A 22,911-nucleotide genomic window follows, 5' to 3' on the forward strand; every position below is an offset into this window, starting at 1 on the left:
TTCCAAACCGAATTCAGTTGATCAGATATATAAAGTGATATCGGCTTCGCTGGCAAATTCCAGAAAAGTAGCGGCCCCTCCGTGACTGATTCCATCAATAAAGTCCGAATTTTTAAAATCAAACAAATCTACCGTCATCTGGCAGGCAATCAGTTCAACTTCAGATTCCAGGCAGATAGCGCGTAACTCAGTCACACTGGCAACGCCTTTCTTTTTCAATTTACGTTGCATCATCCAGGTAGCAAAGGCTTCGAGACCTGGGATAATCTGCACGATACTGGGGACGGGGACAGGCATCGGCATGGCGGGGTTGCCCAAGGGCGAAACTTTAAGAGACAGATCTTTTTTTAGTAATTGCAAACCGTAAAAGGTAAAAAATATTTTGGCTTCAAACCCTAATGCTGCCGCGGTGGTGGCAAGTAAAAATGGCGGATAAGCGCCATCCAACGTACCTTTGCTTGCAATTATGGCGAGTTTTTTGGCCATGATGTTATGCCCCTTTTTCGATAATGAAATACAGCTTTCCGTCGACTTCTTCGCTACTGACCAATGGATTGCCAGTCATTTTACAAAACGCTGGAATATCTTTTAATGCGCCAGTATCGGTACAGATGAGTCGCAGTCGCTGAGAAAGCGTCATTTCATTGAGTGATTTACGTGCTTTAAGCACTGGAAGTGGACAGTTTAAACCTGAGGTATCAATTTCTGTATCATAATCTGACATAGTAATTTCCTTTAAAATATCCGTTTACATAATAAACCCAACCGGCATTTTTGTCTTTGCGGAACCGGTCTTAATAAGCCAAGGTCTATAGGCATTATGAAATCTCATATCGCTACATTTATTTTGTTGATGAGTAGCCTAAGTCTTGCGCAGGCAAACTTGGATATTGCATTGCCCGAAATGGGTGACAGTGCCGGGGCCCTGGTCTCACCATTGGAAGAATATCAGGTCGGCCAATCTTTTTACTGGAGTCTGCAACAATCTGTAACGCTCGTTGATGATCCCGAAGTGAACAGTTATATAAACTCACTTGGGTATCGTTTAGTCACTAACAGTGATGATCCTACTCGTTCGTTTACTTTTTTTGTCGTGCCAGATACCTCGGTAAATGCTTTCGCTGCACCGGGAGGGTTTATCGGTATTAATACCGGGCTGATGCTCACCAGTGAATCAGAAAGTGAATTGGCATCGGTGCTGGCGCATGAGATTGCTCATGTAACTCAACGCCACATCCTCCGTAGTTTTGAGCGTTCCAAACGAATGAGTGTGCCCATGACAGCAGCGATGATTGCTGCAGCTTTGCTAGGTGTGGCCGATCCAAGTGCTGGTTCAGCTGCTATCATGGCAGTACAGGCAGGAAACGTTCAAATGCAGTTGGACTATAGTCGAGCCCATGAATCAGAAGCCGATAATTTGGGAATGCAGACTCTGGTGAATGCCGGATTTGATCCAAATGCGATGCCGCGTTTTTTTGAAAGATTACAAATTGCTGGGCGTTTTTATGGCGGAAGTCAGATTCCGGAATTTCTGAGAACACACCCTATTACGGGGTCCCGTATTGCTGATGCCCGTGGACGAGCAGCCAACCTTGAACCTCAGCGACAGGTTAGGGATACCAAAAAGTTTTATTTGATGCGTGAAAAATTACGTGTCATGTCAACTAAAAACATGCGTGAATTGATCAAAACCTATGAAGATACATTAAAAGAAGCGTCTTCGGAGGATCAGTCTGCTACTCACTATGGCTATGCGCTGGCATTATTGAAAAACAGCAACTATACCCAGGCACGTGATGAGATAAATACGTTAATTGATTCAGATGATAATCAGCTCAGCTATCATCTGGCATTAGCGGATATAGAAATTGCTTTGGGAAGAATAGACGCTGCATTGGCAATTTATGAAGATTTTCAACGAATATACCCCGATGACTGGGCACTTTCGATTAAGCAAGTGCAGGCACTGTTACGATCTAATCAGGCACGTCAAGCCATCCCGATTTTACAGCGTCAGCTGGATGTAGGGGAGTCTTCAGCCGTTTTATACAGATTATTAGCGCAGGCATACGGAGATTTGGGGCAGAAAAGTAAATCACACGTTTGGCTGGCAGAGCATTATCATAGTTCTGGGCAGTTGATGCAGGCCGCTGATCAATTGAGAATTGCTGCAGACTACGCTCGGGGTGATGAATTTGAATTAGCCAAAATCAGTTCACGATTACGACAAGTTGAAACGGATATCGCGATGATGGAAGAAGTTCGATGAATGATAGATTTGACCAGGAACGCCGAAAATTAATAAAGCAATCCATCTCGGCCTCAACGTTAGCTTTAGTTGCGGCCAGTGGACTGACAATACCTCGAGTACTGTTAGCGCATTGGCCGCAGGATGCTTTTAATGCAAAAACAATAGAAGATGCGATTCTAACGTTTCTTGGGGAAGCAGAAGAGGTTAACGATGAGACGATTCAATTTACGGTTGGTTCGCCACCCACCTATGCCGTAAATGGCGCCAGTGTGCCGGTTGAGATCAGTAGCAGTCTGAAAAATATCCAACGTGTAGCTTTATTAGTTGAAAAAAATCCTTTTCCATTAGCTATGGCGGTGGAGCCCACCTCTGCCGTTGGTTTTCCATTTAAAACGATGCTTAAAGTTGCCGAAGATTCGGAAATCGTTGCCATGGTCAGAGCTGACAATAAACTTTATCGAACCAGTCGCTATGTTGAAATTGATATTGGTGGATGCGCCTGATGACAATAAACTCCAGGGATCGAATTCGCGCTAAATTACTTGATGGCAATACATTTGTCAGAATTTTATTGTCTCATCCAATGCATACCGGTCGTGGCAAAAATGAGCAAGATGAACTGATTCCTGCCGAGTTTATTCAGGATATCCGCTGCTGGCGCAATGAAGAAGAAGTGCTGGTGGTTAAATGTGGAACAGCAACCTCTCGAAACCCTTATTTTGCATTTCAACTCACAGGAGGTGAGGTCGGAGATAAAATACGGCTGCGCTGGGTTGATAATGTTGGTGCTAAGGGTACAGCGGAAACCAAAGTTGTATGAGTCTGAAACTTCGTGCGAATTTGTTTTTTGCCTTATTGTTACTGCTTTCAATGCTAGGCAGTGCAGCCATTCTGATGACCAATGCCAAACGTTCTGTTGAAGCCGAAGTCATTTCAACTATGGATGCAACTGCACATATCATTACTGTCACACTGGCTGGCGGAACGCTGACCCGAGATACTAGCGTTAGCGAACATATGCATGAGTTAGTTCGAGCGCTAAGTGAAATCCGTAGCCTGCATATTTTATTGTTCGATCAGCAGGGACTTCTTTTTGAGGGAACACCGGAAAAAGAATTATCAATCCAACCCCCCGCCTGGTTTGTCAAATTATTATTCCCTGATGTTTCACCTCTTTCAAAGCGCTTTGGTTCGGGTCATATGGTGATCTATCCTGCTCCCATGCAGGAAATCAGTGAACGTTGGCAGGATATCCGGGCGATCATGGCATTGGGTATGATTATCTTTATTGTGGTGGCTCTGTTCATTTATTGGGGGGTTGGCTGGGTTATCAGGCCATTACAGCGTTTACTTGATGCTCTGGCCGGATTTGAACGTGGCGATCTGCACATGCGTCTACCACGCTTTTCACTGAAAGAAATGGATCAAATCAGTCAGAGTTTTAACCGTGTGGGGGATGCACTTGAACAAAGCACAACCGAGAATCGCCGTTTAGCAATGTTGGTTAAACAATCCGGTGACGCAATTTTGTCATTAGATCATGCAGGATACATCACCTTTTGCAATGCCGCGGCCGAACGGCTATTTGCCGATGTGCCAAATTTATTAGGTGAGTCTTTGTCTGCCATGCCGTTTCATGAAGATCGTAACAGTATTATTGCTGTGTTAAATGGCTTTCAATCAGTGGAAAATCTTGAAACTACGCTCAAACGAAGTAATGGTGAATTGCTTTCATTATTAATTTCAACCGTACCGTTAACTGAGAACGATGGGTGTGTTGCAGGGATGATCTGTACTTTGCGGGACATAACTGAACATAAACAGGCTGAAAAAGCCCGCGCCCAGCTATATGAAACTCGATTGTTAACCAAACACATGGACCAGGTTCAAGAGGCAGAACGACGACACTTGGCCCGTGAATTACATGATGAATTAGGACAGTGTTTGACGGCAATAAAAACCGATGCGGTATTAATTCGTAACCGATCCGAAAAAACCGACACGAAAATTTATCAAAGTGCTCAGGCTATCATCGATACAGCCAGCCATATATATGATGTAGTCCATAATATGATCACCCGGCTGCGACCCAGTCCATTGGATGATCTGGGGCTGATGGCTACGCTTGAAGAGAGCATCAGCAAGTGGCAACAGCGCCAGCCGGAAATTCATTTTAATTTAATTACCGAAGGCGAATTAAACGGTTTTGATGAAGCAACCAATATGACGGTATTTCGAGTGGTCCAGGAAGCGTTGACCAATGCGGTTCGGCATGCGGAGCCTGACAATATTCTCATCACCGTCACCAGAGAACAAACGGCGATAGATGAACAATTGAAAATCAATATACGTGATGATGGAAAAGGCATGGTAGTACATGATTTTCATTCAGACGTTGATTTTGGTTTGCTAGGCATGCGTGAAAGAGCGCAAAGTCTGGGTGGAAGTTTTGATTTGCAAAGTCAGTTAGGCGCAGGAGTCAACCTGACCATTACCATACCATTGGGGGTAAATGTTCACCATGAGTCTTAATAAAATATCGGTTTTATTGGTTGATGATCATGAATTGGTTCGCGCTGGTTTTCGCCGCTTGCTAGAAGATGGTGATAAATTTGAGGTGGTAGCCGAAGCGGGATCGGGTGAACAAGCTGTTCAGGATTTTGCTAAACATCATCCCGATGTGGTGGTGATGGATATTTCCATGCCAGGTATTGGTGGTGTCGGAGCAATCGAGCGTATTGTTGCCCGTGAACCTTCTGCCAAAATTCTGGTGTTAAGTGTGCATGAAGACAGCGTCTTTACTACACGTGCTATGCAGGCAGGTGCATTGGGCTTTATTCCAAAACGCAGTGCGCCGGAAGCCATGTTGAAAGCTGTGGAAATGGTTTCAATGGGAAGAACCTGTATTGCACCGGAAATTGCTCAGCAACTGGCCATGCAGAAATTAACGGGTTCCGAGAATCCACTTGATGTCCTCAGCCAACGTGAATTTGAGGTTTTTCGTTTATTGGCAGAAGGTAAAACGGTTAATGAAATTGCCGATATTTTGAATTTAAGTCCTAAAACGGTAGGTACGCACCACACCAATATTAAACAAAAGCTCAATGTTTCAAACTCTGCCGAGTTAGCCAGGTTAGCAATTCGTAGTGGATTGCTAGAAGCTTGATCTGAGAGAGCTTAACCAACTACCGTAAAAATCATACGAGCTTTGCAATCGCTCATAATTTAAAATCAGGCAAGGCTTACATAAGCTCACGATGGCAATGAGGTGATGGTTTTATACTGCGAATGTTGCTTCACAGACTATAATCTTATTCCTTTCAGTTTATAAAGTGCTTTCATAAGGATTTTAGTCCGTGAATCTGGTTCTTCAAGTAAACCTTATCATCGTGTTGATTTTCATGATCATGTGTGGTCTTGGTATTAAAAACGCTTTCGATGATATCCGGCTTAGAGCCGATCACGAGCTTAATGTTTCAAGAGATGTTGCGAGCTATGCAATTGATGCACAACTACAAAGGTTGGAGATGGAGTTATCACAACCAAATGTTCAGGTATCTCAGTGGAACTCACGTTTTCATCTCGAAGATCTTAATGAATTGGTTCATGTTGATATTGAGCTCATCTCAGATAATGGTGAGCTGCTCGACTCAAATCATTCCCAGCAGAGCAGTGCTATTTCAGAAATACCTTCCTGGTTAGAAAATAGTTTGAAATCGTATCTAGGCCATACCGAAATTATCAGTATGCCGATTATTTTTGCCGGCCAATTTCTCGGCACTATCGTTATCCGTCCCAACCTTAATGCTGAATGGAATGTTATTCAGAAATACATTAAGCGATCATTCATGCCATTAATTCTGACTTTTTTGATTGGCAGTATATTTATAGCTGTTATTGCTTCATTAATTTTGTCGCCAGTCACTGAAATGTTAGCCCGACAAAATAAACGAACAGAGTCAAGCCGATCACCTGTTGCCTCTCTGCGGTTAAATCAATTATTGACTGTGAACAGGCAGCTCAAATTGTTAAAACAATGCTATTTGGACACTGTTAAAAAAAATGATGTATTAAATCAGCAGCTGATTATGATTCAGGAAACAGAACGAAAGCAGTTGTCAGCCGAGTTACATGATGAAATTGGTCAACATTTAACAGCGATCCAATTTGATGTAAACGCGATTAAAAATTCGGCGTCACTGGATGAGGCAAAAATCAGTGCGGTGGCAATTGGCTCTATTCATAACCGTATGACAGGTATTTTTCGATCAATGTTACAGCGTTTGCGGCCACCTGAATTAGACGAATTAGGGGTGCAAGGTGCGATCACAGAATTATTTAATTATTGGGTTTCCCGTCATCCTCAGCATCATGCATATTTATCAATAGAAGGTGATTTCAAACAGCTTGATGAATATCGACAGTTAACGTTATACCGACTGGTTCAGGAATGCTTGACCAACGTCAGTCGACACGCTGGAGAGGAAGCTCTGGATGTAAAAGTCAGTATACGTTGTAACACCAACCTTGTTAGTTTAAACGTAACTGATAATGGAATCGGTTATCATTCCTGCCTTGCAACTAATGGCTATGGCTTATCGGGAATGCGAGATCGGGTAGAAGCATTGTCAGGAAGTATTGATATTTCGACCACAATAGGAAAAGGTGTTGTACTTTCAGCGACTTTTCCAGCTCAAGGTGTACTGAATGAAGAATGAAATCCGGATTTTATTGGCTGATGATCATGAAGTGGTCCGATCCGGTTTGGCAAGAATGCTTGAGTCTAATACGGATATGCATATTGTTGGTGAAGCAGCAAGCGGCGAGCAGGCCTATCAAATGTACACGGAACTTGATCCCGATATAGTGATTATGGATGTGAGCATGCCTGGTATCGGCGGCCTGGAAGCCCTTAGACGTATTTTGGTGCGTTATAGTAAAGCCAAGGTAATTATGTTTTCTATGCATGAAAACGTAACATTGGCAGTCCAGTCAATGAGTGCAGGGGCGGCCGCATATCTCTCCAAATCAGGTGATTCTGATGATATGGTCAAAGCCATTCGTCAGGTTATGGATGGAAAAAACTTTCTGAGCTCTGAAATGGCACAGCGTATAGCGCTGCAAAGTGTGTCAGGTTCAGAAGACCCTATACAGCGTTTAACAGTCAGGGAGTTCGAAGTTTTCCGTTTATTAGCGGAAGGGTATGCCCTGGAATATATTGCCGAAACACTGAACTTAGGCCAGAAAACTGTCGCTAATTATCAGACCATGCTTAAACAAAAACTCGGTTTTCACTCATCTGTAGAGTTAGTGCGTCTTGCAATCAAATATAACGTCATAAAAAGTCATTAAATTTTCAGCTCTTTATAGGCATGAAACTGAGGGATAATGGGAAGTTCTTCCTGTTTCGGGAAAAACTCCCGATATCAGAGTGATTGGTTCCTAGTGATTCTCAGGCAAAATCGGAATAAAGTCACAGCCTCATGAAAGAACAGCCACGCTGACGTCATGAACGATAAAAACTATAGAGGACAACTTTATGAAGCTGAAAACATTATCAATTGCAATGATGGGGTTAGCCGTACCAGGACTGGTCGCTGCAGATGAACTCCTGGAAATGCAAAAAAATGATAACAACTGGGTTATGCCCGCTGGTGACTATGCAAATACGCGTTACAGCGAACTGACTCAAATCACCAAAGACAATGTCAACGATCTGAACATGGCCTGGTCTTTCTCAACCGGCGTATTACGTGGTCACGAAGGTAACGCTTTGGTTATGGACGGCACGATGTATGTCCATACACCTTTCCCTAACATCGTTTTCGCGCTTGATCTGAACAACGATGGCGCCATCAAATGGAAATATGAGCCAAAACAAAACTACGATGAAACGGTACCAGTCATGTGCTGTGACACCGTCAACCGTGGCCTGTCTTATGGCGATGGCAAAATCTTCCTGAACCAGGCTGATACCACTCTGGTGGCGTTGGATATGGAAACCGGTGAAGTGGTTTGGTCTGACAAGCGTGACGATCCAAAAGTCGGTGCGACCAGTACTGCGGCGGCACATGTTTTTGATGACAAAATCATCGTCGGTATTTCAGGCGGTGAATTTGGTGTTCGTGGTTATGTGCAAGCTTATGACTTAGACGGTAACACCGTGTATAAAGCCTACAGCGTTGGTCCGGATGACGAAATGCTGGTTGATCCAGACAAAACCATGTCAATGTTGAAACCTGTTGGCAAGGACTCTTCACTGAAATCCTGGCAGGGTGACCAGTGGAAAATTGGTGGTGGTACCACTTGGGGTTGGTATTCGTATGATCCAGATCTGAACCAGTTCTACTATGGCTCTGGAAATCCATCTACCTGGAATCCGGTACAACGTCCGGGTGACAACAAATGGACAATGACACTGTTCGGTCGTGATTTAGACACCGGTATGGCGAAATGGGTTTACCAAATGACGCCTTACGATGAATGGGACTATGACGGTATCAATGAAAATGTCCTGGTCGATCAAAAAATCAAAGGCAAAATGCGTAAAATGTTAGTGCATTTTGACCGTAATGGTTTTGGTTACACCATGGATCGTGAAACAGGTGAATTGCTGGTTGCAGAAAAATTTGACCCGGCAGTTAACTGGGCGACAGGCGTTAACCTCAAAACTGGTTTACCGGATCGTGTAGCGAAATACTCTACAGCCCGTAACGGTGAAGATGTAAACACAACCGGTATCTGTCCTGCAGCACTGGGTAGTAAAGATATGCAGCCTGCTGCCTTCTCACCACGTACGGGTCTGTTCTATGTACCAACCAACCATGTTTGCATGGACTACGAACCATTCGAAGTTGAATACGTAGCCGGTCAACCCTACGTTGGTGCGACACTGAGCATGTACCCACCAGAAGGTGACACGCACATGGGTAACTTCATTGCCTGGGATGCGCGTGAAGGTAAAATCGTCTGGTCCAACCCAGAGCGCTTCTCAGTCTGGTCAGGTGCTCTGGCTACAGCGACGGATGTTGTGTTCTACGGTACGCTGGAAGGTTACCTGAAAGCAGTTGATGCGCAATCAGGCCGTGAACTGTGGAGATTCAAAACACCATCAGGCATTATCGGTAACGTCAATACCTACAAACACAACAACAAACAGTATATTTCTATCCTGTCTGGTGTAGGTGGTTGGGCTGGTATCGGTATGGCTATCCCAAGTTTGGAAAATGACACAGATGGTCTGGGCGCAGTTGGTGCTTACAAAGCACTGTCTAGCTGGACTAACCTGGGTGGTGTTCTGAGCGTATTTAGCCTGTAATACAGCTAGAAAAAGTCTATAGTTAATAATAGACAGTTAAGTAAAATTAAGAACCCGGCATCATTGATGTCGGGTTTTTTTTGCCTGAAACAAAGTCATTTTGCTTTAAACATCTAGAGTACCTTCCTTCAAACAAAATTAGGCTATTTTTGCTGGCCATCATTCAGGAAAATCCTGAACTTCAAGGCGTTAATTGCTGACGCTACTTACTTTTCATCGCCGTAACATGGTTATACCGTCAGTTAGGTTTAGACGGTTTTACCTATAACTCATAGAGAGGAAATTATCATGTGGACTAAACCAGAATATTCAGACATGCGTTTCGGTTTTGAAGTAACCATGTACATCTGCAACCGTTAAGATTTAACGACCAGATATGTGTCCGGGGTGAATGCCCCGGGCATCTTAACCGACCAGCAAATCAGACTGTTTTACGTTACGATGACTATCCTTAATAAATCAGTGTGATTTGCTGAATAGTCGACAGGAAAGAGAAATATGCACATACATGTCATGGGTTCAGGCGCCGGCGGAGGCTTTCCACAATGGAATTGCAACTGCATCAATTGTAAAGGTGTACGCGAAGGAACAATAAAAGCGAATCGACGTACTCAATCTTCAATTGCCATCAGTTCTGATGGAGTGGATTGGATTTTATTTAATGCCTCACCGGACATCAAAAAACAAATGGATGATTTTCCGGCGCTGCAACCTGCAAGAGAAGTCCGTGATACCGCTATTAAAGCAATTTTAATTACCGATGCACAGATTGACCATGTAACGGGTTTATTAACGTTACGTGAACATACCCAGCCGTGGGATGTTTATTGCACAGAAGCCGTACACAGTGATCTGAGTTCAGGCTTTCCGATTTTTACTATTCTGGGGCATTTTCGTGGTATCAATTGGCATGAAGTAAAAACAGATCTACAGCCTTTTACCATTCCAGCAGCTCCAGGGCTGGTATTTACTGCTGTTCCGCTAAAAAGTGAGGCGCCACCGTATTCTCCCCATCGACACAACACAGTACCAGGCGACAATGTCGGTATTCGTGTTGAAGATCCCCGTACAGGTAAAAATGTGTTTTATGCGCCGGGACTTGGTGTCGTTGAAGATCATGTACTGGAATTTATGCGTAATGCGGATGTGGTTTTGGTCGATGGCACAGTGTGGACAGATGATGAGATGTCCAAAGAAGGTATCAGTGACAAACGTGCACAGGAAATGGGCCACATTAATCAGTCTGAAGAGGGCGGCACCATCAGTTTTTTAAATTCGATGGAACGACCACGCAAGATTTTGATTCATATTAATAACACCAATCCGATTCTCAATGAAGAATCGACAGAACGTCAGGTGCTCAACAATGCTGGAATTGAGTTGGCATATGACGGGATGAATATTGAGCTATAACAATTTGGGAAGGATATATACGATGGCTGACAACACTCTTTGGTCAAAAGAACAATTCGAACAAAAACTGCGTGATAAAGAGCAGTTCTATCACATCAATCATCCATTTCATAAATTGATGCATACGGGTAAGTTGAATCAGAAACAGGTTCAGGGTTGGGTGGCCAACCGCTTTTATTACCAAACCGCTATCCCAATCAAGGATGCGGCGATTATGGCCAACTGTGAAGATGCTGAAGTACGTAAGCATTGGGTACAACGCATTCTGGATCATGATGGTTTTGATGGTCAGGAAGGTGGTATTGAAGCCTGGCTTCAACTGGGTGAAGCAGTAGGCTTAACACGTCAGGAAATGACTTCGTATGAGCATGTACTACCGGGGGTACGTTTTGCGATTGATGCCTATGTTAATTTTGCCCGTCGTGCACCGTGGCAGGAAGCTGCTGGGTCTTCATTAACTGAATTGTTTGCACCGAAAATTCATCAGGCACGACTGGATAACTGGCCTGAGTTGTATCCATGGATTGATGAGCGTGGCTATCGCTATTTTCGCAAACGTTTGAGTGAAGCGCGTAGAGATGTAGAGCATGGCCTGCAAATCACACTGGATTATTGTGATACGCGCGAAAAACAACAGCGAGCACTGGATTTATTGCAGTTTAAACTGGATATTTTATGGACCATGCTGGATGCAATGTGGATGGCATATATTGAAGATCGTCCACCATATTGTATGGATGTTGAAAAATGACCAAGCGCGTATTTAACGCTGAGAGTGTACCGTTATTAGCATTAGGTTACCGATTTCAATGGGAGCCAATGCAGGATTGTTATGTTTTGCTATATCCCGAAGGTATGGTCAAACTAAACCCGGCGGCTGGTGAAATATTGAAACGCATCAGCGAGAAACAACAAACGGTCGGTGAATTAATTGCTGAACTTAAAGTCGCCTTCGATGGCGCCGATTTAGACGAAGACGTCTATCAGTTTTTGGAGGAAGCATATGTCAACGACTGGATCAGAGCAGAATAAAGCGCCCGGTAGTACTGGTGGCGCTCTGGGGATGAATGTACGTGACGCTATCCGGCAGCCTTTATGGCTATTGGCCGAGCTGACCTATGCTTGTCCATTGCAATGTCCGTATTGTTCAAACCCGATGGATTTCGCCAAAATCAAAAGCGAATTGACCACCGAGGAATGGATCGATGTGTTCAAACAAGCTCGGGCAATGGGTGCAACACAGCTGGGATTATCAGGCGGTGAGCCATTAACCCGCCCGGATATCATCGAATTGATTCGGGCTGCACGGGATTTGGGTTTTTACACGAACCTGATTACCTCCGGTATTGGACTTGATGCCAGTAAGGCAAAAGCCTTTAAAGAAGCCGGTCTGGATCATATTCAGGTCAGTTTTCAGGCAAGTTCTGAAGATTTGAATAATCTGATTGCCGGTACGGATGCTTTTCAACATAAAATTGAAATGGCGAAAGCGGTTAAAGCAGCAGGTTATCCGATGGTGTTGTGTTTTGTTACGCACCGCCAGAATATCGATAAGATAGATGAGATTCTGGATTTGGCAATCAATCTGGATGCTGACTATGTCGAGCTGGCCACAACGCAATATTATGGCTGGGCCATGCATAATCGTGATCAATTATTGCCTTTAAAAGAGCAGTTGGTTCGAGCTGAACGAATTGCGCATGAGTATCAGGAACAGCAAAAAGGTAATATGAAGATCTACTATGTCGTTCCGGATTATTATGAAGATCGCCCTAAAGCCTGCATGAATGGCTGGGGCAATGTGTTTTTGACCATAACACCGGATGGCACGGCGTTACCTTGTCATGCTGCACGTGAATTGCCGGGCATGACGCTGCCAAATGTACGCGATATCAGTATCAAAGAAATCTGGGAAGATTCAAACGATTTTAATCGTTTCCGTGGTTTTGACTGGATGAAAGAGCCTTGCCGCAGCTGTGATGAAAAAGTAAAAGATTTTGGTGGCTGCCGTTGTCAGGCCTACATGCTGACAGGCGACCCTGCAATGGCTGATCCGGTTTGTAGTAAGTCACCAGATCGTCATGTGGTTGATGAAGCAATTGAAAGTGGTCGCAGGGAGTCTGAAAAATCAACTGAAATTGCCAAGCCACTGGTGTTCCGTAATCCGAAAAACTCGAAACAAATCAGTGGATTCTGAGTTCGCGATTAAAACTAACGGCCTGACCAAACAATATGGTCAGGCCGTTGTCGTTAATGGGCTGGATCTACAGGTCAAGGCGGGCCAATGCTACGGACTGTTAGGTCCAAATGGCGCTGGCAAAAGCACCACGATTCATATGCTTACCACGATGACGTCGCCGTCAGCAGGTGAAGGATGGATTGCTAATCAGTCCATCTCGGCTGATCCGGTAGCAATTCGTGGTTTGGTCGGATTAGTGTTTCAGGATTCTGCTTTGGATCGCACTATGACGGTGGATGAAAACCTGCAATTTGCCGCAGCACTGTATGGCATGTCTAAAAAACAGGCCAATGAACGCATCGAAGAACTGTTAGCCGTTTTTAATTTAGGTTCACGTCGAAATGCCAAATTGCTGGCACTTTCAGGTGGACAGCGACGGGCCGTTGATATTGCCCGAGGTGTATTGCACCAGCCACAAGTATTATTCCTTGATGAACCAACCATTGGTCTGGATCTACCGAATCGACGTTCTATCTGGCGATTTGTCGAACAGTTGCGCCGGAATCATGGCATGACAGTCTTTTTAACAACCCATTACCTTGAAGAGGCGGCGGCCTGTGATCATGTTGATTTCATTCAGCGTGGCGTATTACAGAAAGGTGGAAAACCCGTTGATTTGATGCGTCAGTTGGCGGCTTATGTGCTGGAAATTGAAACTGTGGATATTGAACCTGTTGTCTCAAAACTGACACCGCAGTTTGGTAACCCCATTATTGAGGATGAACAATTAAGCTTTCTAATTAAGGACGCCAAGACCGATCTTCATGCTTTGCAACAATCCTTAGGGGACAGTATTACGGCGATGCGCTGGCGAAAACCCAATCTCAATGACGTGTATCTGTGGAAAGTCTGTCCCCCCGATCAGGAGCCGTCAGCATGAGCTGGTTAGCTGTTAAAGCCGTTGTCGGTCGTGAGCTGACAAAATTGTTTCGTCAAAAAGCCCGCTTATTCAGCTCAATGGTACGTCCGATGATCTGGTTACTGGTCATTGGTTCCGGTGTTGGCAGCATGCTTAGTGGTGCGCAGCAGGAAGGCTATTTGCAGTTTCTGGTGCCTGGCGTATTGGCCATGACGTTATTATTTGCGGCATTGCTATCGGCCTTAACACTGGTCTATGACAAAGAATTTGGTGTGATGCGAATGATGATGATCGCACCAGTTGCGCATTACTGGATCGTATTATCCAAACTGATTGCTGCAACCATTACCGCATTGGTGCAGGCTTTATTATTGTTAATTATTCTTTTGCTGATCGGTTTGATTGATATACAGATTGCCTTGTTATTAATTCCACCCGCGTTATTAACAGCAGTGGCGTGTGCGTCGATGGGCGGCTTGATTGCGGTATTTTCCAAAACGTTGGATAACTTTGCAGTGATCATGAATTTCTTTATATTTCCCGTGTTTTTTCTCAGCGGTGCGCTTTATCCAGTCAGCCAGTTGCCTGATATTCTGCGGTATGTGGTACTGGTTAACCCATTCAGTTATGGTGTAGATCTTCTAAAACATGCCATTCCCGGAACCCAGTCAGATTTTTCGGTTTGGACAGATATGGCGATATTGATGCTGTTTTCTGTTGTTGCGATCGTTATTGCATGCTGGCGTTTTTCTCGTGAATCCGTTCACGAACCATTATTTCATCGGGTAACCAAGCGCGGCTAATGTAGCTTAACCAGCAGTGGTAATGCTTCTTGCCATGGTCATTTCCCGGTCATCAACTTCGCTTGCCAGCTAGGGGCTGTTTATCAGCTGATATCTGCTATGCAGAAGCGGTTGCACCGCTTATTGAAAGGTCATATCCTAACCGATTGATAAAAAAACACGCGGCAAACACTCAGGAATTACCCATGACATTCACCATGAATCAAGCACATTCCAATATGGTTTGGCAACAAGTTCGACCTAATGAAGTTTCCCATCCAGAAGTACTGAAAGCATTACAGCAAATTGATCGGGCACAATTTGTCTCTGATGATTATAAAGCGCTGGCGTATTCAGACACGCGTTTGCCGATTGGTTGTGGTCAGTTTATGTGGACACCGCTGGAAGAAGGGCGGATTTTGCAATTTTTACAATTGAAGCCATCAGATTCGGTGCTGGAAGTCGGTACCGGTAGTGGTTTTTTTACAGCATTGATCGCCGGACTGTCATCAAATGTCATTAGCATAGAATATTTTGCCGAACTGTCTGCGTTGGCTGGTTCACGTTTGGAAGCTGCAGACATACAAAATGTAAACCTGGTGTGTGGTGATGCAAGTCATGGTTGGAAGCTGACAGATCGCATTGATGTTATCGTCTTGACGGCCAGTTGCCAGCAGGTTCCGGAAGATTTTCTTCATGCGCTCAAAGTAGGGGGGCATTTAGTGATTATTACCGGTCAGGCACCTGCGATGCAGGTACAGCGTATTACTCGTACCGGCGAGTGGTTATGGCAAACGGAGACTTTATTTGAAACGGTGGTGGCACCCATGGTGCATGCTGAAAAAAAACCTGAGTTTATCTTTTAATCCAGAGAGCTTTCTATGAAACAAATGTCAGCAACTCAATTAGATGAGTTTTTGCAACAAAATAGGCAGGAAGCGGTTCTGATTGATGTGCGTGAAGCACACGAACTTGCTAATGGCATGCTGGAAAAGACTAAACACATGCCAATGAACAGTATTCCGGAACATGTTGAAGAACTTGAGTCTGTAAAAAACAGTCCGATAGTGTTGATTTGCCGATCGGGTCAGCGCAGTGCACAAGTCGGTCAATACCTGGAACAGCTAGGTTTTACTGATGTGATTAATCTTGAGGGTGGTATGAATGCATGGGCAACGCAGATCGACACAAGTATGAGAGTTTATTAAGGATAGATAATGAAAACGCTGTTTATTGCAGTTTTTTTCGCAGCAGTATTCTCCAGGCCAGCATTGGCGGTTCAGGATCTGGTCGATATTTATAATTTATCTGTGCAGAGCGATCCGGTACTAATGTCACAGGCAGCAGCTCAGCGCGCTACCGGTGAGTTAGCCGACCAGGCCAATGCAACCTTTTTACCGCAGGTAGATATGGTCGCTAATAATAGTAAAGTCTGGACGGACAGTTCTTCCCAGCGGTTTGGTGGTTCCAGTGAATATAACGATCATGGGTATACCTTGAGTCTGGTACAATCAATTTATCGACGTAACAACTTTGTTCAATCCCGTCAGGCAGAAATTGCAATTGAAGGTGCTGCCGCCGATTATCAATTTGCCGAACAGGATTTGATAGTCCGAGTAGCTGATCGGTATTTTGCCGTTCTGGGTGCTGAGGATGATTTAAGTTTTGCTCTGGCGGAACTCGAAGCCATTGAAAAGCAACTTGAACAAGCCAATCAGCGCTTTGACGTTGGATTGGCGACCATTACGGATGTCAGTGAAGCCAGAGCGGCTTATGATTTGGCAAACGCCGCTGTTATTGAAGCTGAAAATTTATTGGCAAATGCTCGCGAAGCTTTACGGGAAACAGCAGGTCAATATCCCGGAGAACTGGCTGAATTGAAAGAAGAAACGCCATTGATAAAGCCTGAACCAGAGGATATTGATGAATGGAGCGAGCAGGCAATTGTAATGAATCCGGTATTACTATCAGCCAGTAGTAATGTAGGACTTGCCAAGGAAAATATTGAATTTGAACGCAGTGGGCATTATCCGACGCTGGATTTGGTTGCTCAGAAGGGCTACACCTCACAAAGTGACAGCAATTTGAGTGGTAGCAATAAAACCCATCAGAAAATCCTGGGTTTGCAGGTCAATATTCCTATCTATGCAGGTGGTGTTGTTAATTCAAGAACCCGCGAAGCCAGTTTTCGACTGGATGAAGCCATGCAAAATGAAGAAGAACAGCGCCGGGCAATTTTGCGCCAGACCCGTGCCGCTTATAATAGCGTCATGTCAGGCGTCAGCAGGGTCAATGCGCTGCAGCAGGCGGTATATTCCAATCAAAAGTCACTGGAGGCGACTGAAGCAGGTTTTGATGTCGGAACACGGACAACAGTCGATGTTCTGAATGCGCGTCGAGAATTATTCAGTGCATTACGTGATTACTCCCGCTCCCGCTATGAATATGTCGTCAATACGTTAAGACTCAAACAAGCCGCCGGTATCGTCAGCGTGAATGATATCGAGCAAATTAACCAATGGCTGGTCCCCTGAACTTAAGGAGTGGTTATTGCCATGATGGCAAATTCTGAAAACAGTGTTTTAGTGATAATTGATGTCCAGCAGAAATTGGCTCAGGCTATGCCTCAAGGCGTGCATGAACGACTCAACAAACAGATCAACATCCTGCTGACTGCTGCCAAGGTGCTGAGTATTCCGGTTATCGTGACAGAACAATACCCCAAGGGGCTCGGGCCTACAGAAGCTGATTTACAGAACAATTTGCCTGTGGGAACCAAAACGATCGAAAAAACCTGTTTTTCCTGCCTGCAATCTGAAGATTTTCGCTTTCAACTTGCTGCAACTCACCGCCAGCAGGTCATTCTGGTGGGAATGGAAACGCATATATGTGTATTGCAAACTGCATTAGCATTAAAGGCCGAAAACTATAACGTTCATGTGGCAGAAGATGGTGTTTGTTCCCGCTCAAAGTCCAATCAATACAATGCTATTCAACGCATGCGCCATGCCGGAGTGATAATTAGCAATGTGGAATCGATTCTGTTTGAATGGCTTGGTGATGCCAGCCATGCCGAATTTAAAACACTGGCCAAACTGATTGTCTAACGGTTGCGATGTGCGTTAGCTTGACGCTGCCGCCTTTTTTTACAGTTCATTACCGTTACCTGCCTGTCCGCTTCAGTCATATTTTCCCAGCGTAATATCTCATCCATCGTCCGAAAACAGCCTCGACAGATATCTTGTGCATCAAGACCGCATTTACCAATGCAAGGGCTGGGAGTGAATGATTTATCTGAGTTCATAGTGCGGTAGTTTAATTCATTTTATGATGTTTAATGTGAGTTGCGAGGCTTGCTGTATGGCGTTGAGCTTGCAAATAAATAACCTAAAGCTGACTTTTTCGACTTAACGTCGAGTTCATTTTCTTTGCATGCCCACAAATTCATCAGGAATGAATTTGGACGTCATATGCTGCGCCCGAAGGGTGAGTGGCATGGATGCCATAAATCAAACAGTGGCTTGTCCGTGATCCAGACAAAACTGTGCTACTCATCAGCACAACAGGGGGATTAGGAGGATCTTGAAACTGCTTTCATTGTAAAAAGTTTGGTAGGTTGGATTGAGGTACAAAACCCAACATCTTAATTTAATTCACTGCCAAATTTAATGGTGAAAACTCAAGCATGAAACCGCTGCCGTTTATTGGCCAAACCGACTTTGGCGGGTTTGTTTAAGGTTGGCAGCGCTTCATAATCCGGCTGGCCTTTGAGTCCGGCACGGGCATAATCCAGTCGCAAATGATCTTTGACCAATTCCGCCGGGTGATGCATATCGTCAGTCAGCACCACATAAATCAGTTCAAACAGGCGTTTCAAGGCAATTTTGGCCGTTTGACCGGTACGCTGATAAATCTGATCTGACAAGGTTATGAAATGCCAGAACGGTTGCTCATCAAGCAGCAGCGACAGGGTATTGATAAACCGTCCTGAGTTACCGATCAAATCCCAATAACGGGCAAAACGATTAACCCGTTGCATGGTAGCAAAGTCGATGTCACGGCTACTGAGCAGGTTATAGGGGGGCAGAGGATTAAAGCGTAAATCACTGGCTTCATTATGCCGATTTAATGGTGCGCCACGCAGACGTTTGAGAATGCCGACCTGAATTTCATGGGGATTCAATGCAATCAATTGATCAAAGCTGTCAGCAAAATTCTCCAAGGTATCACCGGGCAAACCGAAGATCAGATCGGTGTGTAAATGTGCGCCGCTCTGTTCACGTAGCCAGCGAATATTGTCTTTGCTTTTATCGTTGTTTTGCTTACGACTGATACGTTCCTGGATTTCGCTGTCAAAGGTCTGAATACCAATTTCAAACTGCAGGCTGTTGGGCGGAAATTTCTGTAATACCGATTTCAATTTATCCGGCAGATTATCCGGTACCACTTCAAAATGCAGATATAAATTATCGCTCATGCGTTCCAGGAAAAACTCCAGAATGGCAATGCTGGTGGTTATTTTCAGATTGAAGGTACGGTCGATAAATTTGAAATTGCGCACGCCGCGCTGCCACAGCTGATCTATTTCAGCGAGAAATGCATCGAGTGGAAATGTCGTCGCGGTTTTATCCAAAGACGATAAACAGAACTCACACTTGAATGGACAGCCCCGTGATGCTTCAACGTAGATCAACCGGTTGCGAATATCCTCATCGTTGTAAAAACGGTAGGGCAGAATCAACTGTTCCAGTGGTGTTGCCCGGCCATCAATATATTTAGTTTCAGGACATTCATTGCGCAGTATTTTTTCGCACAGCTCGCGAAAATCCTGTTCACCAGGACCGGCAATCACATAGTCGGCTAACTCACACACTTTTGGTAAATCAGGTGAATGACTGACTTCCGGGCCACCGAGAATAATGCGAATTTCAGGCTTAATCGATTTTAACAAGGCAACAACGGCTTCAATTTCACTGACATTCCAGATATACACACTGAAGCCGATAATCTCAGGCTGATAGCTAAGCAATTTTTCAGCAATACTCAGCGGTTGTTCCTGAATAGTAAATTCGATCAGTTCGGCGGCGGATTGCTGCTCACCGAGATTGGCATATAAATAACGCAAACCAAATGCCGAATGCATATAGCGGGCATTAAGCGTAGTGAGCAGGATGTTGGCAGTAGTCGACATGCGCACATTGTAAATCAAACGTGCCGATCAATCTGTTCAGTTCATTCCTAACGAGGTTTGTTGCTCCATTACATAGCGTTGCAAGTCGTCCAAAGTTTGCTGTTGGTCTACGGTGATCTCTTGTTGACGACACTCGGCTAATGCGGCGTTAAATTTTTCAAAGGTAAGTCCAGGCGACACAGTTGCGGTTAATTTGTTACGACAGAATTGCTGCCATTGTTCCGCTTCACTTTCATTTAACGATTCGGGCCAGTTACGTGCCCGGTAACGAAACAGCATTTCAGGTAATCGCGGATCGTTAAAAGGAATCGATAACGTGCCCAATTGATCAGGAGCCGCTTCACGAATCAGGGTCATTTTGTTTTTATCGCCGTCATCAAAAAAACCGCCGCCATATAAACTGGCATCGACATCGTCTATTTCATCAAACGATTTTTGACTGAACACGGTCTGCAATTTTTGCTGTAATGATTCTCCGGCCTCACGCAGAAGTTGCAGATGTTTGTGACTTAATTCCCGATCAATCTGCAGCCGCTCAGCAGCCGCATCATCCAGCGTAGCAGCAGGAACAATGACCGGACATTTATTGATATGCACGGTTTTTAATGCTGGACGGGAAGCACCTTCAGGCAAATCCCTGGTAGGTGTAAATAACCATTGTCGGATGGTATCGGCATCCTGCTCCAGTAACGCCGAGGGATCATGGCGAAGGTCATAAACAACTACCCCATTGTTGTTATTGGGTTCTTTGGCAATGGGCATCACCAATGCCGTATTGCAATATTCAGATGGGTACATGCGTGAGGTATGCAATACCGGATCCGCATGATGCAGGTTCAGTAACGGAGCAAGCTGCTGTTTACGGCGTAACTGATAAATATAGTCATACAGTTTTGGCTGACGATCTTTAATCAGTTTTGCCAGCGCGATGGTGGCATGCACATCCACTAACGCATCATGCGCGCCCTGATGTTCAATGCCGTTTGCCGCAGTGAGTGCTTCGAGCCGGAAGCTGGGCAGACCATCTTCACGATTAGGCCATTCGATGCCTTCCGGACGCAAAGCGCGGGTGAGTCGCACCATATCAATAATGTCCCAGCGCGAATTACCGTTTTGCCATTCACGGGCATAGGCGTCGTAAAAATTACGAAACAGAGCGAAGCGGGTAAATTCATCATCAAACCGCAAACTGTTATAGCCCACACCACAGGTGCCTGGCTTAGACAATTCCTGATGAATTACTTTGATAAATTCAGCTTCAGTCAGACCATCCTGTAGTGCTTTCTGAGGGGTGATGCCAGTAATCAGACTCGCCATTGGATGCGGTAAAACATCGGCTGCCGGTTTGCAGTAAATCATCAACGGTTCACCGATGATATTCAGATCTTCATCAGTGCGCACCCCGGCAAATTGCAGTGGCCGATCAAAGCGCGGATCGGTTCCCGTAGTCTCATAATCGTGCCAGTACAGCGTATTCATTTATAAGCTCGCCAAAACCCGTTCTGCTGCTGCCAGAGTAGCTTCAATTTCATCATCACCATGGGCGGCAGAGACAAAGCCCGCCTCAAATGCAGAGGGTGCAAGATAAACACCGCGATCCAACATGCCGTGATAGAACTTCTTAAATCGTTCCTGATCACATTGGGTGACCTGTTCAAAAAACTCAATGTTGTTTTCTTCAGTAAAGAAAAAGCCAAACATGCCACCAATATAATTAATGCTCATCGGGATACCGGCCGCATCGGCTTTTTGTTTCAAGCCATTGGCCAGTTTGGCGGTCTGTTGGCTGAGTCGATCATGAAAGCCGGGTTGTTGCACCAGCTTCAAAGTCGCCAGGCCAGCTGCCATTGCCACTGGGTTCCCCGATAAAGTACCTGCCTGATACACCGGCCCAAGCGGTGCAATAGAATGCATCACATCTTTGCGACCACCAAAAGCGCCGACCGGTAAACCACCGCCGACCACTTTACCTAATGTAGTGAGATCCGGTTTGACACCATAATACGCCTGTGCACCGCCCAAGGCCACCCGAAAGCCGGTCATCACTTCATCAAAAATCAACAGGCTGCCATATTGATCACAGACTCCGCGTAAGCCTTCGAGAAAACCCGGAATGGGTGGAATACAGTTCATATTGCCGGCAACCGGTTCAACAATAATGCAGGCAACCTGATCACCCATTTCAGCAAAACACTGTTTCACTGATTCAATATCGTTGTAACGCAGCGTAATCGTGTGTTCAGCAATCGCTTTAGGCACACCAGCTGAAGAGGGTTCGCCAAGCGTTAATGCACCACTGCCAGCTTTGACTAATAACGAGTCTGCATGACCGTGGTAACAGCCTTCAAACTTCACTATTTTGTCACGACCGGTATGACCGCGTGCAAGGCGGATGGCGCTCATGGTCGCTTCAGTACCTGAGCTCACCATACGAACCATTTCCATCGAGGGAACGAGTTCACAGAGTAAATCCGCCATTTCAGTTTCAATCGCGGTGGGCGCGCCATATCCCAGACCATTTACACACATTTTCTGAACGGCCTCAATGACTTGCGGATGCGCATGACCGGCAATCATCGGTCCCCAGGAACCGATATAATCAATGTAATTTTTACCTTCTACATCGGTGAGCCAGGCACCTTTTGCGCTACTGAAAAATACCGGATTACCGCCGACACCTTTGAATGCACGTACCGGTGAATTGACGCCACCCGGAATATGTTTTTGTGCCTGAAGGAAAAGTTGTTGATTGCTTTGTGCTTGCATTTACAGAGTCCTGATTTGATATGTGCGATAATTTTAGAGCTTATTGATCTTTCATAGCCAACTTTTGGGTCGAAATAGAGTCACCTGCTGTG

Annotated in this window: 25 protein-coding genes; 19 read left to right on the forward strand and 6 right to left on the reverse strand. The window is 45.0% G+C overall.

From position 1 onward, the window contains the following. Nucleotides 1-21: 21 nt before the first annotated feature. Nucleotides 22-486, reverse strand: coding sequence for a sulfur carrier protein DsrE2 (gene dsrE2, locus Q7A_RS04120; RefSeq protein ID WP_014706072.1), 465 nt, complete (start codon nucleotides 484-486; stop codon nucleotides 22-24). Nucleotides 487-490: 4 nt separating this feature from the next. Then, nucleotides 491-724 (reverse strand): sulfurtransferase TusA family protein, encoded by a 234-nt coding sequence (locus Q7A_RS04125; protein ID WP_014706073.1) that lies wholly within the window; start codon nucleotides 722-724, stop codon nucleotides 491-493. A gap of 96 nt (nucleotides 725-820) precedes the next feature. On the opposite strand from Q7A_RS04125, the gene Q7A_RS04130 reads away from it, so the two are divergent. From Q7A_RS04130 to Q7A_RS04220, 19 genes are all read left to right on the forward strand, one after another. Next, nucleotides 821-2,269, forward strand: a complete 1,449-nt coding sequence (locus Q7A_RS04130; RefSeq protein ID WP_041354354.1) for a beta-barrel assembly-enhancing protease — start codon at nucleotides 821-823, stop codon at nucleotides 2,267-2,269. Continuing rightward, nucleotides 2,266-2,754 carry a thiosulfate oxidation carrier protein SoxY gene (locus Q7A_RS04135; RefSeq protein ID WP_014706075.1) on the forward strand — a complete coding sequence of 163 codons (489 nt, stop codon included), beginning with the start codon at nucleotides 2,266-2,268 and terminating at the stop codon, nucleotides 2,752-2,754. The genes Q7A_RS04130 and Q7A_RS04135 overlap by 4 nt, the downstream gene beginning before the upstream one ends. Then, a complete protein-coding gene (gene soxZ, locus Q7A_RS04140; protein ID WP_014706076.1) occupies nucleotides 2,754-3,071 on the forward strand; it encodes a thiosulfate oxidation carrier complex protein SoxZ in 318 nt (105 codons plus the stop codon). Before Q7A_RS04135 ends, soxZ begins: the two co-directional genes overlap by 1 nt. After that, entirely contained in the window at nucleotides 3,068-4,783 is a 1,716-nt protein-coding gene (locus tag Q7A_RS04145; RefSeq protein WP_014706077.1) for a histidine kinase, read from the forward strand. The genes soxZ and Q7A_RS04145 overlap by 4 nt, the downstream gene beginning before the upstream one ends. Next, nucleotides 4,773-5,417, forward strand: a complete 645-nt coding sequence (locus Q7A_RS04150; RefSeq protein ID WP_014706078.1) for a response regulator — start codon at nucleotides 4,773-4,775, stop codon at nucleotides 5,415-5,417. The genes Q7A_RS04145 and Q7A_RS04150 overlap by 11 nt, the downstream gene beginning before the upstream one ends. 190 nt (nucleotides 5,418-5,607) lie before the next feature. Next, the gene (locus tag Q7A_RS04155; protein ID WP_048480977.1) at nucleotides 5,608-6,969 is read left to right on the forward strand and encodes an ATP-binding protein; all 1,362 of its coding nucleotides are present in this window, start codon (nucleotides 5,608-5,610) and stop codon (nucleotides 6,967-6,969) included. After that, entirely contained in the window at nucleotides 6,959-7,603 is a 645-nt protein-coding gene (locus tag Q7A_RS04160; RefSeq protein WP_014706080.1) for a response regulator, read from the forward strand. The genes Q7A_RS04155 and Q7A_RS04160 overlap by 11 nt, the downstream gene beginning before the upstream one ends. A 187-nt stretch (nucleotides 7,604-7,790) precedes the next feature. Then, the gene (locus Q7A_RS04165; protein WP_014706081.1) at nucleotides 7,791-9,569 is read left to right on the forward strand and encodes a methanol/ethanol family PQQ-dependent dehydrogenase; all 1,779 of its coding nucleotides are present in this window, start codon (nucleotides 7,791-7,793) and stop codon (nucleotides 9,567-9,569) included. A gap of 288 nt (nucleotides 9,570-9,857) precedes the next feature. Then, the gene (gene pqqA, locus Q7A_RS04170) at nucleotides 9,858-9,929 is read left to right on the forward strand and encodes a pyrroloquinoline quinone precursor peptide PqqA (RefSeq protein WP_081443609.1); all 72 of its coding nucleotides are present in this window, start codon (nucleotides 9,858-9,860) and stop codon (nucleotides 9,927-9,929) included. Nucleotides 9,930-10,067: 138 nt separating this feature from the next. Further along, nucleotides 10,068-10,982, forward strand: a complete 915-nt coding sequence (gene pqqB, locus Q7A_RS04175) for a pyrroloquinoline quinone biosynthesis protein PqqB (protein WP_014706082.1) — start codon at nucleotides 10,068-10,070, stop codon at nucleotides 10,980-10,982. 22 nt (nucleotides 10,983-11,004) lie between these two features. Further along, nucleotides 11,005-11,733, forward strand: coding sequence for a pyrroloquinoline-quinone synthase PqqC (gene pqqC / locus Q7A_RS04180; protein WP_014706083.1), 729 nt, complete (start codon nucleotides 11,005-11,007; stop codon nucleotides 11,731-11,733). Then, nucleotides 11,730-12,014, forward strand: a complete 285-nt coding sequence (gene pqqD, locus Q7A_RS04185; RefSeq protein ID WP_014706084.1) for a pyrroloquinoline quinone biosynthesis peptide chaperone PqqD — start codon at nucleotides 11,730-11,732, stop codon at nucleotides 12,012-12,014. The genes pqqC and pqqD overlap by 4 nt, the downstream gene beginning before the upstream one ends. Further along, entirely contained in the window at nucleotides 11,986-13,179 is a 1,194-nt protein-coding gene (gene pqqE, locus Q7A_RS04190; protein WP_014706085.1) for a pyrroloquinoline quinone biosynthesis protein PqqE, read from the forward strand. Before pqqD ends, pqqE begins: the two co-directional genes overlap by 29 nt. After that, nucleotides 13,169-14,101, forward strand: coding sequence for an ABC transporter ATP-binding protein (locus Q7A_RS04195; RefSeq protein ID WP_014706086.1), 933 nt, complete (start codon nucleotides 13,169-13,171; stop codon nucleotides 14,099-14,101). The genes pqqE and Q7A_RS04195 overlap by 11 nt, the downstream gene beginning before the upstream one ends. Then, nucleotides 14,098-14,883, forward strand: coding sequence for an ABC transporter permease (locus Q7A_RS04200; protein WP_014706087.1), 786 nt, complete (start codon nucleotides 14,098-14,100; stop codon nucleotides 14,881-14,883). Before Q7A_RS04195 ends, Q7A_RS04200 begins: the two co-directional genes overlap by 4 nt. A 185-nt stretch (nucleotides 14,884-15,068) precedes the next feature. Further along, nucleotides 15,069-15,728 carry a protein-L-isoaspartate O-methyltransferase family protein gene (locus Q7A_RS04205; RefSeq protein WP_238595949.1) on the forward strand — a complete coding sequence of 220 codons (660 nt, stop codon included), beginning with the start codon at nucleotides 15,069-15,071 and terminating at the stop codon, nucleotides 15,726-15,728. A gap of 15 nt (nucleotides 15,729-15,743) precedes the next feature. Continuing rightward, on the forward strand, nucleotides 15,744-16,070 hold the full coding sequence (locus Q7A_RS04210) for a rhodanese-like domain-containing protein (protein WP_014706089.1): 327 nt from the start codon (nucleotides 15,744-15,746) through the stop codon (nucleotides 16,068-16,070). Between the two features lie 9 nt (nucleotides 16,071-16,079). Then, the gene (locus Q7A_RS04215; protein ID WP_014706090.1) at nucleotides 16,080-17,396 is read left to right on the forward strand and encodes a TolC family outer membrane protein; all 1,317 of its coding nucleotides are present in this window, start codon (nucleotides 16,080-16,082) and stop codon (nucleotides 17,394-17,396) included. A 21-nt stretch (nucleotides 17,397-17,417) separates the two neighbouring features. Continuing rightward, nucleotides 17,418-17,969, forward strand: a complete 552-nt coding sequence (locus Q7A_RS04220; RefSeq protein WP_014706091.1) for a hydrolase — start codon at nucleotides 17,418-17,420, stop codon at nucleotides 17,967-17,969. Here Q7A_RS04220 and Q7A_RS04225 read toward each other — a convergent pair. The 4 genes from Q7A_RS04225 to hemL form a co-directional block, all read right to left on the reverse strand. Next, nucleotides 17,966-18,166, reverse strand: a complete 201-nt coding sequence (locus Q7A_RS04225) for a DUF1289 domain-containing protein (protein ID WP_014706092.1) — start codon at nucleotides 18,164-18,166, stop codon at nucleotides 17,966-17,968. The two genes, Q7A_RS04220 and Q7A_RS04225, sit on opposite strands and share 4 nt — an antisense overlap. 375 nt (nucleotides 18,167-18,541) lie before the next feature. After that, entirely contained in the window at nucleotides 18,542-20,053 is a 1,512-nt protein-coding gene (locus Q7A_RS04230; protein ID WP_014706093.1) for a B12-binding domain-containing radical SAM protein, read from the reverse strand. Nucleotides 20,054-20,089: 36 nt separating this feature from the next. After that, nucleotides 20,090-21,532, reverse strand: coding sequence for an exodeoxyribonuclease I (sbcB, locus tag Q7A_RS04235; protein ID WP_014706094.1), 1,443 nt, complete (start codon nucleotides 21,530-21,532; stop codon nucleotides 20,090-20,092). Beyond that, nucleotides 21,533-22,819, reverse strand: a complete 1,287-nt coding sequence (hemL, locus tag Q7A_RS04240) for a glutamate-1-semialdehyde 2,1-aminomutase (protein WP_014706095.1) — start codon at nucleotides 22,817-22,819, stop codon at nucleotides 21,533-21,535. Between the last annotated feature and the right edge of the window lie 92 nt (nucleotides 22,820-22,911).

Origin of the sequence: Methylophaga nitratireducenticrescens (genome assembly GCF_000260985.4) — a bacterium.
Taxonomy (GTDB): Bacteria; Pseudomonadota; Gammaproteobacteria; order Nitrosococcales; family Methylophagaceae; genus Methylophaga; species Methylophaga nitratireducenticrescens.

What these genes read in the sequence shown, in the direction of transcription:
- dsrE2 (WP_014706072.1), bottom strand. Translation starts at nt 486, where the DNA reads ATGGCCAAAAAACTCGCCATAATTGCAAGCAAAGGTACGTTGGATGGC.
- Q7A_RS04125 (WP_014706073.1), bottom strand. Translation starts at nt 724, where the DNA reads ATGTCAGATTATGATACAGAAATTGATACCTCAGGTTTAAACTGTCCA.
- Q7A_RS04130 (WP_041354354.1), top strand. Translation starts at nt 821, where the DNA reads ATGAAATCTCATATCGCTACATTTATTTTGTTGATGAGTAGCCTAAGT.
- Q7A_RS04135 (WP_014706075.1), top strand. Translation starts at nt 2,266, where the DNA reads ATGAATGATAGATTTGACCAGGAACGCCGAAAATTAATAAAGCAATCC.
- soxZ (WP_014706076.1), top strand. Translation starts at nt 2,754, where the DNA reads ATGACAATAAACTCCAGGGATCGAATTCGCGCTAAATTACTTGATGGC.
- Q7A_RS04145 (WP_014706077.1), top strand. Translation starts at nt 3,068, where the DNA reads ATGAGTCTGAAACTTCGTGCGAATTTGTTTTTTGCCTTATTGTTACTG.
- Q7A_RS04150 (WP_014706078.1), top strand. Translation starts at nt 4,773, where the DNA reads ATGAGTCTTAATAAAATATCGGTTTTATTGGTTGATGATCATGAATTG.
- Q7A_RS04160 (WP_014706080.1), top strand. Translation starts at nt 6,959, where the DNA reads ATGAAGAATGAAATCCGGATTTTATTGGCTGATGATCATGAAGTGGTC.
- Q7A_RS04165 (WP_014706081.1), top strand. Translation starts at nt 7,791, where the DNA reads ATGAAGCTGAAAACATTATCAATTGCAATGATGGGGTTAGCCGTACCA.
- pqqB (WP_014706082.1), top strand. Translation starts at nt 10,068, where the DNA reads ATGCACATACATGTCATGGGTTCAGGCGCCGGCGGAGGCTTTCCACAA.
- pqqC (WP_014706083.1), top strand. Translation starts at nt 11,005, where the DNA reads ATGGCTGACAACACTCTTTGGTCAAAAGAACAATTCGAACAAAAACTG.
- pqqD (WP_014706084.1), top strand. Translation starts at nt 11,730, where the DNA reads ATGACCAAGCGCGTATTTAACGCTGAGAGTGTACCGTTATTAGCATTA.
- pqqE (WP_014706085.1), top strand. Translation starts at nt 11,986, where the DNA reads ATGTCAACGACTGGATCAGAGCAGAATAAAGCGCCCGGTAGTACTGGT.
- Q7A_RS04200 (WP_014706087.1), top strand. Translation starts at nt 14,098, where the DNA reads ATGAGCTGGTTAGCTGTTAAAGCCGTTGTCGGTCGTGAGCTGACAAAA.
- Q7A_RS04205 (WP_238595949.1), top strand. Translation starts at nt 15,069, where the DNA reads ATGACATTCACCATGAATCAAGCACATTCCAATATGGTTTGGCAACAA.
- Q7A_RS04210 (WP_014706089.1), top strand. Translation starts at nt 15,744, where the DNA reads ATGAAACAAATGTCAGCAACTCAATTAGATGAGTTTTTGCAACAAAAT.
- Q7A_RS04215 (WP_014706090.1), top strand. Translation starts at nt 16,080, where the DNA reads ATGAAAACGCTGTTTATTGCAGTTTTTTTCGCAGCAGTATTCTCCAGG.
- Q7A_RS04220 (WP_014706091.1), top strand. Translation starts at nt 17,418, where the DNA reads ATGATGGCAAATTCTGAAAACAGTGTTTTAGTGATAATTGATGTCCAG.
- Q7A_RS04225 (WP_014706092.1), bottom strand. Translation starts at nt 18,166, where the DNA reads ATGAACTCAGATAAATCATTCACTCCCAGCCCTTGCATTGGTAAATGC.
- Q7A_RS04230 (WP_014706093.1), bottom strand. Translation starts at nt 20,053, where the DNA reads ATGTCGACTACTGCCAACATCCTGCTCACTACGCTTAATGCCCGCTAT.
- sbcB (WP_014706094.1), bottom strand. Translation starts at nt 21,532, where the DNA reads ATGAATACGCTGTACTGGCACGATTATGAGACTACGGGAACCGATCCG.
- hemL (WP_014706095.1), bottom strand. Translation starts at nt 22,819, where the DNA reads ATGCAAGCACAAAGCAATCAACAACTTTTCCTTCAGGCACAAAAACAT.